Origin of the sequence: Actinoplanes sp. NPDC023801 (genome assembly GCF_040639655.1) — a bacterium.
In the GTDB taxonomy this organism is placed as follows: domain Bacteria; phylum Actinomycetota; class Actinomycetes; order Mycobacteriales; family Micromonosporaceae; genus Actinoplanes.
In genome coordinates, this window is sequence record NZ_JBFAAI010000063.1 from 1 (window position 1) to 9,803 (window position 9,803).

General features: G+C 64.5%; 9 protein-coding genes. 4 read left to right on the forward strand and 5 right to left on the reverse strand.

Translation table 11 applies throughout. From position 1 onward, the window contains the following. Nucleotides 1-990: 990 nt before the first annotated feature. The 3 genes from AB0G04_RS43850 to AB0G04_RS43860 form a co-directional block, all read right to left on the reverse strand. Nucleotides 991-1,578, reverse strand: a complete 588-nt coding sequence (locus AB0G04_RS43850) for a hypothetical protein (protein ID WP_360996588.1) — start codon at nt 1,576-1,578, stop codon at nt 991-993. Nucleotides 1,579-1,580: 2 nt separating this feature from the next. Further along, complete coding sequence (locus tag AB0G04_RS43855; RefSeq protein ID WP_360996591.1) at nt 1,581-2,471, reverse strand: nucleotidyltransferase; 891 nt, start codon at nt 2,469-2,471, stop codon at nt 1,581-1,583. An 86-nt stretch (nt 2,472-2,557) separates the two neighbouring features. Beyond that, on the reverse strand, nt 2,558-4,033 hold the full coding sequence (locus tag AB0G04_RS43860; RefSeq protein ID WP_360996594.1) for a hypothetical protein: 1,476 nt from the start codon (nt 4,031-4,033) through the stop codon (nt 2,558-2,560). 222 nt (nt 4,034-4,255) lie between these two features. Between AB0G04_RS43860 and AB0G04_RS43865 the strand changes: the two genes are divergently transcribed. Together AB0G04_RS43865 and AB0G04_RS43870 are read left to right on the forward strand one after the other, a co-directional pair. Next, a complete protein-coding gene (locus AB0G04_RS43865) occupies nt 4,256-5,107 on the forward strand; it encodes a hypothetical protein (protein ID WP_360996597.1) in 852 nt (283 codons plus the stop codon). Nucleotides 5,108-5,284: 177 nt separating this feature from the next. Then, on the forward strand, nt 5,285-6,406 hold the full coding sequence (locus AB0G04_RS43870; protein ID WP_360996600.1) for a three-Cys-motif partner protein TcmP: 1,122 nt from the start codon (nt 5,285-5,287) through the stop codon (nt 6,404-6,406). On the opposite strand, the gene AB0G04_RS43875 is transcribed toward AB0G04_RS43870, so the two are convergent. Continuing rightward, nucleotides 6,390-7,148 carry a phage Gp37/Gp68 family protein gene (locus tag AB0G04_RS43875; RefSeq protein ID WP_360996603.1) on the reverse strand — a complete coding sequence of 253 codons (759 nt, stop codon included), beginning with the start codon at nt 7,146-7,148 and terminating at the stop codon, nt 6,390-6,392. The two genes, AB0G04_RS43870 and AB0G04_RS43875, sit on opposite strands and share 17 nt — an antisense overlap. Nucleotides 7,149-7,275: 127 nt before the next feature. Between AB0G04_RS43875 and tcmP the strand changes: the two genes are divergently transcribed. Further along, entirely contained in the window at nt 7,276-8,499 is a 1,224-nt protein-coding gene (gene tcmP / locus AB0G04_RS43880; RefSeq protein WP_360996605.1) for a three-Cys-motif partner protein TcmP, read from the forward strand. On the opposite strand, the gene AB0G04_RS43885 is transcribed toward tcmP, so the two are convergent. Then, nucleotides 8,486-9,232, reverse strand: a complete 747-nt coding sequence (locus AB0G04_RS43885; RefSeq protein ID WP_360996608.1) for a phage Gp37/Gp68 family protein — start codon at nt 9,230-9,232, stop codon at nt 8,486-8,488. The genes tcmP and AB0G04_RS43885 overlap by 14 nt on opposite strands. Here AB0G04_RS43885 and AB0G04_RS43890 point away from each other — a divergent pair. After that, nucleotides 9,195-9,593: a helix-turn-helix transcriptional regulator gene (locus AB0G04_RS43890; protein WP_360996611.1), complete on the forward strand. Its 399-nt coding sequence runs from the start codon at nt 9,195-9,197 to the stop codon at nt 9,591-9,593. The two genes, AB0G04_RS43885 and AB0G04_RS43890, sit on opposite strands and share 38 nt — an antisense overlap. Nucleotides 9,594-9,803 lie beyond the last annotated feature (210 nt).

Below are 9,803 nucleotides of genomic sequence, written 5' to 3' on the forward strand. Positions count from 1 at the left end.
ATCCTTAAACGCCGCCTTTCCGATGCCGTCTACCAAGCCCTCCGCGCCGACGCCAACCAGCCAACGGGTTGACAGAGGAGCAATGCACAGTCCCGATGCTGGGCATGCCGAATCTGGCCCGACCCTACCGGCCCGACGACGACCGAATCGTCGAGCTCACTCTGCACCGCAACATCGACGCCAGCCTTCGCCACGACGTGACGATCACCGCCTGATGGTAGAACCTCACCGCTTAACCACTCGCATGGGCGCACCAAAAGGCACCCACGAACACCACGACGATCACCGATTCGGACGCATAAGCACTGGTCAGCACCACGACGGATCGACCGGTCAAAAACAACCGATCACCACCGGATCACCACGCCACAAATAACGGGATCTGCGAGCCGAAAAGTGGGGAACAATAAAGGCCGTGACCCACGTTTCCGCAGGTCACGACCTTTTCGAGAAGTGCGCCCGAAGGGACTCGAACCCCTAACCTTCTGATCCGTAGTCAGCTGACTAGTGGTCGCGAGTGTGCTCTGCTACCCCTCGGGCTCAAGACCGTACCGAAGACAATCTACCAGCTCAGAGGGCCTTTGCGTTTCCGCTGGTCGGAGCCGAGTGCGTGGCACAGACTTCTCGTGAATGGATCGCCGCCTTTCGAGCGTGCTGATTTAGCCGCGGCCGTGCTGGAACGGTCGACGACATCCGATCACCACCGGATCACCACGCAACACCGTTACCCTGCGTGCACGGGCCACGTTGTGGCCGACCAGCAACGAGGTCCTTGCCCTGGCTCGGCGTACAGCGACATCGCGTCGGCTGGGGCGATATGCAATCACCGCACGGGAGAGTCAACCAACCAACCTTAGACGGGGCTGCCCGCCGCCGGCGCGCTGTGCCGATGTAAACCGGTTGGTACTGAAACGGTGCTCGACATCCGATCACCACCGCGGGGACAGCGATCGCCACTAGCACCATCTGATTTGTAGAGAAGGGGCTTCACTACTGCCGGTTGAGCGTCAGTGTGCCTTTACGTCCGCGGGAGTTGAAGTAGCGGCCCCGCACGTCGCCGCTGGCGGTGTCAATCACTACTTCGGCGGTGCCTTCCTGGTCGGTCATGTCGGGGTCGGCGATGCCGGGCTGAACGGCGTTGCGGTAGGTGTAGGTGAGTCGTGCGTGCTGGTGTCCTTCGGTGCTGAGGTTCGCGGCGATGGAGTAGGAGCTGGATGTTCGGGTGCCGAGGACCTCGAAGCGGATGGCGATGTTGGTCCAGCTCTGGTCGATACAGATCTTGATGGGCAGTCTCGTGTTGTTGTACGAGGAGACAAGTTGCCCTTCGTAGATTCCCTCGACGATCGGAGTCTTGATGAAGCCGAGCCGATGGAGCCAGACCCAGCGCCACGCGGTAGCGTCGATCAGCCGGTAGAGCAGGCCGTACACCGCGGCGACAGTGGGCGCGCTGAAGAGCCAGCCAGGCCCGATGTTGAGGGCGTCGCTGATGGTGTCCGCGGCGATCGCGGTCAGGACCGCGATCACGGCGATGACGCCGTAGGCGGAGATCCGGCTGTCGGTGCTGCTGTAGAGGTGCACGGTTAGAGGGTCCGCCCGAGCGCCGCGAGGATTTGGGAGGCGGTAGCGGCGCTGTGGTGTCCGGGGTCGTCGACGAACAGCCGGTGGACCTCGTCTCCTGATGTGAAGGTGCTGGTCAGGGTGGCGACCGACTGGTTGTTCAGCCAGGCGAGGACGGCGGAGAGCCGGGCGGAGTCGTCGGTGAGGAAGTAGCTGTCCGGGACGTTGTAGGTCATGCACTCCAGCAGGTAGCCGGGGGCGATCCCGTCGGTGAGCAGGCCGGTGGCGACCGCCCGCTTGCGGAGGTTCTTGATCTGGCGGACGGTCGGCTTATACCGCTCGGAGCAGCGCTTGTTCTTGTCCCGGCCGTTCTTGATGTGTTCCTTCGGGTAGTTCACGATCCGGGAACCGTGCAGCGGGTCGATGGCGACGCCTTCGATCCAGGTGGGCTGCCCGTACGCCGGGTACGAGGTGTAGAGCCGGTGCTGAAGCGTCGGAACCACGTCGGCGTCGACGTACCCGGCGGTCTTATCGACGCGCAGGCACTTGTTCTTCGGATGCACCCGGCGGGTGCCGTAGTAGTCGACCAACGCCTGGTGGACCAGGGTTCGGAAGCGGCTTGCGCTCGTTGTTCCGGCTCCTCGGTCCCGTAGTTCGCGGTCCCGATCGGCTGGCGGCAGGCGGCTGATGTCGGGGTACATGGTGGAGGTGAGCATCACGATCACGTCGACGTCGGAGTCGCCCCGGGTGTTGGTCGCGTTTGCATACGACCCCTGCAGGAAGACTTCCCATCGAAGGTCGCGCAGGGCAGCGGACCGGTCTAAGGCAGCCTTGACCGACGTGTAGGTGTTCTGGGCCGCGTCCTGCGTGCCCGGGGTGGTCCAGTTGCGCCGCTCGGTATCGGTCGTCGTCACGTGCTCCCCCTCAGTCTTCGAGCACAGGGTAGGAGGACCCTCTGACAAAAACCGCCGTGTGCTGTCCCGCCGTGCCTGTCGCACTGCTATTCCTTCGCGGGGCGGTACGGGCTCCATCCGTTGAGGTGCGGACGCAGGCCTTCCGGGCCAGGCCTGATGGTGAAGTCGATGCTCGCGAGCGTCGGTGTGCCGATGGTGGGGTCGATCTTGTCGGCATGAGCGCGTGCCCAGGTCAGCCATGAGGTGAGCTCGCCGTCGCCGGCCGCCTGGTCCGTGGCGGTGGAATGTTCGAGGGCGTCGCAGAATGCTCGCATCTCCGCGGCGGTCCGCCACTGCTCCAAGGCGGTGGTGAAGGTCTTCCTGCGGTGCTCCTCGACGGCGAGGCGACGGGCTTTCGTGAGGGCGTGCTCCCATTGGGCCTGGGTTTCGATCTCGCGGCGGCGGCGTTCCTCGGCTGCCTGTTGTTGGGCGAGCCTTGCTGCGGCCTGCCGTTCCTGCTCCCGTTGGCGGAAGGCGGCGAGGATCCGGTTCTGTTTCTCGATGGCCTTGATGATGTCGGCGATGATGCGGCCGGCTTGCTGTTCCAGGGTCTTGGTCGTGGTGTCGTGCCAGGTGAGGCGCTGGTCGGTGTAGGAGCCGTTGGCGACGTCGAGGCGAAGGCGTCCGGTGGCGACCCTGTCGAACTCCGGAATCGGCGCCCAGGGCCGCAGTCGTTTGGTCCGCTGTTCGCCGACGGTCAGCACGTGGGGTACCTGGTCGTGCTCCTCGACGATGTCGAGGGACCGCCGGGCGCTGCCGAATTTGACGTACGGTTTCGGGTGTTTCGTGGTGAGGTTGACCCCGACGCGGCACTTCCGGTCGGCCCCGGCACTGTCGAGGGCGTGGAGCAGGCCGATCACCCGGGGGATGGATTCGGGTGTCACCCGCAGATTGGTGGGGTCCTGTTCGAGAGCGCCGTAGTCGGCCGGTGGCGTGGCGCGGGTTTCGCCTTGGTTGAGCCGTAGCCGGTTCCAGTCGGTGTCGTAGGGCTGCGCTGCCGAGTACAGGCGGATGACGAGGTCGCCGGTGTTGCGGCCGGTGTGCCGCAGGTCGTGGCCGTCCGGTACGAGGTTGTGTTGCTTGGCGGCGTGGATGGCTCGCCGGTAGCTCGCGCGGGTGTCGGGGTCCGGGTCCGGCACGACCAGGGTGCCGCCGCAGTTCTGGAGCTTCTCGATCAGCGCGGCCGCTTCTCGAACTACTGCCGGCGTCGCCGCCGGCTGACGGCTCTTTCCGGTAGAGGCCGTCTGCAGGGGCGAGGCGCCCGGCAGGCCGGCGGAAGGCGTGGTCGCCGTGCCGGGCACGTCCGGGTAGCGGCCGTTGTCGAGGTAGTAGCGGCCACGCTCAGTCAACGTCGCGGACCACCGGCCGCCCCGCCGTGACACGGCGACCAGGCGGCGGCCCTGCAAGGCCCTTGCCGTCTGTTTCGCGCCATCGCCGGGCATATCCGCATCGGGACACCCGGCCTCCACCCAGCGCAGCACCTCGACCTGGTACGGCTTCAACGGTGCGGCGATGTCCACCATCGGCCAGTTATACCGACGGCCTCCCCCTCCGGCATAGACCCTCCTCGTCCGGTAGCCGTAGTTCATCGGTCGATGCCAGAGTGGTGCAGCGCGGGTCGCATCCCTGATCTCGTGGCGGGCCGGCGTCCGGAAGGGGCGGTTCAGGTGGCGTTCGATGCATCGCGGTACGTCGTCGGTGACGAGTGGGCGTATCGGCTTAGAGACACGGCACCGTCGGAACGCGTGCGGATCAAGGCCGTCACGCCGAAGAAGGCCTCCGCGAGCATCGAGGTGGAGTTCCTCGACGACGGCCACCGTGTGGCGACCGTGCCGTCGACCCGGCTGAAAGCGCGGTGGTCGGATGTCGAGGCCTACGACGCTCAGCAGGCGGACTGGGAGCGCATCGCAGATGTCGAGCTCGACTCTGCCGAAGACCGCGCAGTCGGCACCGTCTACACCGCCCTCATCCCTGACGAGGTCGCCGAACTCGACTGGCGGCCGGTCGAGAACGCCACGATCGTCAAGGACCGCGCGAAGCTGGCCGAGATCCTGCGGGTGCCTGTCGACGAGGTGCTCGCGGGAGCCCAGTGGTTCACTACCGACGACGCGATGATGGTCTCGCCCGCCGGCAGCCTGATGATCGCCGAGGCTGCCTGCCGCGCCCACCCGGACACCATCCTGGAGCACGTGAACGAGGGGGAGGAAGAAGCCCGGCACAAGTGCAAACACGGTGGGCCGCACCCCTTCCGCAAAGGCGAGCAGACCAGCCCGGAATGGGAGTACCGCTGGTACCGCGAGCACGTTCGCGCCGAACACGAACTCTTACGGCAATGGTGCGGCCACCGCGCCGTCGCCACCCACGAACGTCTCAACGCCGCCGAAGCGGAGAACCACCGCCTCGACGTTCTCGTCGTGCAACTCATCAAAGCCCTCGACCTCGCCGGCGAAACCAGGCAGGCCGAACGTTTCGCCGAGGAACACGAAGCCGACCGGATCACCCCCTACACGATCCGCCCCGTCGTCGACCGTCCACTGCACGCGTCCGAGATACCCGTACACGAAGTCCGGGTATACCGGCACCGGCACTGGGGATAGGCGATCACCACAGCCGCAGATCAACCCGGCCAGCTCGGGTCTCCTGCGCTGCAGGTCCGTCAACTCACCGCCATAGGGCGATGAACGGGCTTGCTTCTCACGCTATCCCGACGACTCCTTTCAGTGGCATCATCACTGCGGAGCGTTAGCGCGTTGGCCATGGTGGATGGAGGCGGTATGGGCAAGAGCGACGCAGATCCTTCGAAGTGGGACTGCCCGCCTCATACCAAGGCCAAGCACGACATGCTTGCTTCGTACCTCGACGGCTGGTTTCCGATCCTGTCGAGTTGGAACGGTCGCGTGTTGTTCTTCGACGGCTTCGCCGGCCGCGGCCGATACAACGACGACGCCGAGGGTTCACCGTTGGTCGCACTACGACGCTTGGTCGAGCATCGCTTCTTCCCGAGGATGCAGGGCAAGGAGTTCGTCTTCTACCTGGTCGAAGCGAACAAGGACAACGCTGAGTCGCTGGAGCAGGAGATCGCCGCCTTCAAAGCCGCGAAGACGCCGTGGCCCAAGAACGTCAAGACCGTGGTGGTCAACGAGGTCTTCGATGTGCAGGCCACAGCCATGATCGGTCACCTGCGCGAGCAGAAGCGGAAGATGGCGCCGTCTTTCGTCTTCGTCGACCCGTTCGGCTACAGCGGGTTGCCCATGGATCTGCTGGCCGAGTTGCTGAACTACGGGCGCAGCGAGGTGTTCATCAACTTCATGGTCGGTCACGTACAACGGTTCATCGAACGCGAGGGCCAGGAGAAGGCGATCAGTGGGCTCTTCGGGCTCGGTGTCGACGAGGTGATGCGCGACTTCGACGGCACGGTCTCCCGGGTCGAGCACCTCAAGAATGTCTACGAGCGACAGCTGCAGAGGAAAGCGGGCTTCCCGTACGTTCAGTCCTTCGCGATGGTCAACAAAACGGGCAATATCGGCTACTACCTGATCCACGGAACCCGCCACCTCAAGGGCGTCGAGTTGATGAAAGACGCCATGTGGAAGATCGACCCCGGCGGGGGAAACATGTTCTCCGACCGCCTTGCAGGCGAGCAGGTTCTGTTCGAGCTCGAGCCGGATCTCACGCCGTTGAAGGATGAGCTGCTGCGGAACTTCGCAGGCCAACGTCATCTCGTCGTCGAGTCGATCATCGAGCACACACTGGTCCACACTCCGTATCGGCGCCCACATGTGCGACCGGTGTTGGCCCGGCTTGAAAGAGACAAAGCGATCGAGGTGCACCGGCCGCCCGGCAAACGCCAGTTCGCCGAGGGAGTGACGGTGTCTTTCCCTAGGCTGCAGCGGTAGAGACGGCGGGCATCTGGTCCCAGGTACGTCCGTCGAGTTCACGCCCACCGGACTTCGGCGTGCGTCCACCCCACTGCTTGAAGAAGAAGGCCACACCTGCCTCCACGCACTGATCCCTCAGGTCCTCGGCCCAGGACGGCTCCATCGGCCGCGCATTCGGGCCGCTTTCACCGCCGGCGATAACCCAGCCGATGCCCTCCAGGTCCAACGCCGGCAACGGTTCGAGCAGCGGCTCGCACGAGAGGAACCGCACTGCCGCTGGCACCTCTCGCAGGTCGTTGATGCGATCCACGACCTGCTGACCCTCCACCGACACACCCATCCACACGTTCGATGGCCACTGCAGCGTCCCGGCCAGTCGCCGAAGGCGGCGAGCTCGCTTGGTCAGCACCTGATAGCTGTGTTGCGGGGTCGCTGCCATGACCTCGAAGACCTGCTGGATGAACGGCACCGGCACGCGGGCGTGGAACAAGTCGCTCATCGAGTTCACGAAGACCCGTCGTGGTCGCCGCCAGGTCAGCGGCAAGGTCAACGAATCGGGATGCAGTGTCAGGCCGAACCCGGGACCACTGGTGCGCGGGTCACCATCGCGTTGGTACCGCGGCTGTCCCATCATCTGCAGGCGCTTTGACAGGGCCATGGCGTAGCAGTTGTCGCAGCCCGCGGAGACCCGATCACATCCGGTTGTCGGATTCCATGTCGCTTCAGTCCACTCGATGGCACTACGGTCACCCATCGTCATCCCCCTTTTGCCGAGCGTACCGGTCGTAGAACAAATGTTCTAGGCCGACCACTCCCTTGATACGCGCCCTTGCGTCAACCCAGGCGCAGAGATACGCAACAACTCCGCGCACGCTGACAGTGACTCCATGGATATGGATGGATACACTCAGCTACGGGAGGGTGCCGTGGCCAAGGGGACTTCGTCAGGACTACTGGATCAGCAACGCACTCAGTCCGTCTTCAAGCACAAGCTTCTCGAAGACTATGTATTGCCCTTCGCCGAGATGACCGGATCCAAGGTGGAGGGGCGACGTGTAGTCGTCGTCGACGGATTCGCCGGCCGAGGCCGCTATCCAGATGGCCAGCCCGGCTCGGCGGAGCTGATGCTGAGAACGGCGGAGCGCGCTTCCAGAGCCGCTATCGAGCCGATCCTGGTGGAGAAGAAGCCGGCAGACTTCAAGCAGCTTGCCGCAGTGGCGATGGAGTACCGCGCTAGAGGGGTGCGGGCCGAGACATTGCCCGACGACGTACTGCAGCACCTGCCGTTGATCATTGAACGGGCGTCGGGCGTACCGCTGTTTCTCTTCCTCGATCCATGCGGCGCAAATCTCCCCTACGACGCCCTGGCGGCAGTGGTGAGCGGCCCCCGTAGACCCCTCTGGCCGGCAACGGAGGTACTGCTCAACTTCAGCGCGGACCTGACGAGGCGAGCATCGGGAGCACTCAAAGCAGGACTGCTGGATCATGACGCCCTTCCCGTGATGGACCGCACCTGTGGTGGGCCATGGTGGCGAGAGGTTGCCTTGGCTGCGCAGGCGTCATCCTCCGCCGGCGGCTTCGAGCGGGCTGCATTCGCTGTCGTAGAGGAGTACGCGCGACGGCTGGGCGTGGCGGGCGGCATGTACCCCATGACGATTCCGGTCCGGCGTCGCGTCCACCATCAGCCGGTCTACCACCTGGTGTTCTTGACCCGGCGCAGCCACGGCGTATGGGTCTTCGCTACCGCGCTGGCACAGGCACGGCAGGAGTGGATGCGTGCGTTAGGGCCCGCGGAAGACGATGTCACCACCACGCTGTTCAGCTTCGGCGATGCCGTCGAGGGCCAGATCGACGCCGAACAGCGACAAGCCCGAGGCGCCGTCGCCGCCAATCTGCGTAGCCTCGTCGCAAAGAGGCCTGTCTTTCGACTGGTCGATCAGCCCTGGGAGATCTTCGGAGAGGCCTACGGTGTCGCCACCGAACCCACGGTCCGGCAGGCGATCGACGACCTGGAGCGATCGCGTCAGATCCGCGTCGTCGAACGCAAAAGACATGTTCGTGATTGGCGAGTAGCGCGCCCAGAGACGTTCATCGCACCTACACGGCCGTAGCGGTCGGCATCTGATCCCAGCGCTGCCCATCGAGCAGGCGCCCACCTTGCTTCGGAGTCCGGCCGCCCCACTGTTTGAAGAAGAACGGCACCTGCGCCTCGACGCACCGGTCCCGTAGCCCCGTCACCCATGCCGGATCAATAGGACGATGCCGGGGCCCGGACTCGCCGCCTGCGATGACCCAGTGCAGGCCGGTGAGGTCAATCTCCTCCAGCGGGCCGAGCAACGGCTCGCAGGAGACGAAGCGGACTGCGGCGGGTACCTCGCGGAGGTCGTCGATCCGGGTGAGAACCGAGTCATCCTCGACCGAGACGCCCATCCAAAGGTTCGCCGGCCAGTCGAGTTGATCGGCGATCTTTCGCAGCCGGGCCGACCGCTTGGTGAGGACCTGATAGGTGTGCTGTGGGGTATCGGCGATGATCGCGAAGACGTCCCGCACGAAGTCCAGCGGAATGCGGGCATGGAAGAGATCACTCATCGAGTTCACGAACACCACGCTGGGGCTACGCCACTTATAGGGCTGCTGCAAAGCTTCGTGATGAACCGCGAGCCCGAAGCCGGGACCTGAGGTACGTGGGTCACCGTCCTGTTGATACTTCGCGGCGCCCATCGCCTTGAGACGTTTGGCCAGGGTGAGGGCGTAGCAGTTGTCGCAGCCGTCGGATATGCGATCGCAGCCGGTCGTGGGATTCCAGGTGACCTCGGTCCACTCGATCGCGGTTCGCGTTGCCACCGGACAACCTCCACTGCCTCAACGCATCGGCCACAAGAAGACTTTTGTGATAAATTTTGACCGGTCAAAATTTACCACTAGGCTTGCGGGCGTGCCAGCGGGGCGCACTCGACGTGAAGAAAGCCGGTTTCGCGAGCAGGCTCAGCAGCTCGCCGCCCGGCTCCGCGCGCTGCGCACCGACCGCGGAATGACCCAAGAGCAACTCGCCACACAGGCCCAGGTCGCGGTATCAACGCTTCGCAAGATTGAATCCGGCCGCGTAGTAGAACCCGGCTTCTTCACCATGCTGTCGCTGGCATCCGCACTAGGTATCGAGCTTCAGGACTTCAGTCAGGTGACCGTCTCGCCGATACAACACTGAGGATCAGCTTCCGGCGCCGGTTGCGAACCTCCTGGCGACGTTCAACAACGGCCCGGTCACAGCGGCTCGGCAGGTTGCCAGCGGACGCGACCTTGCCTGCCTGGGCTGGCCAGCAGGGACTGTAAGAACAACGGTGTAACTCCTGATCAAGGAGACGCACCTGATGACTGTCATGACGGACACCGTGGATACTTCCGCGGTGGCGAAGAA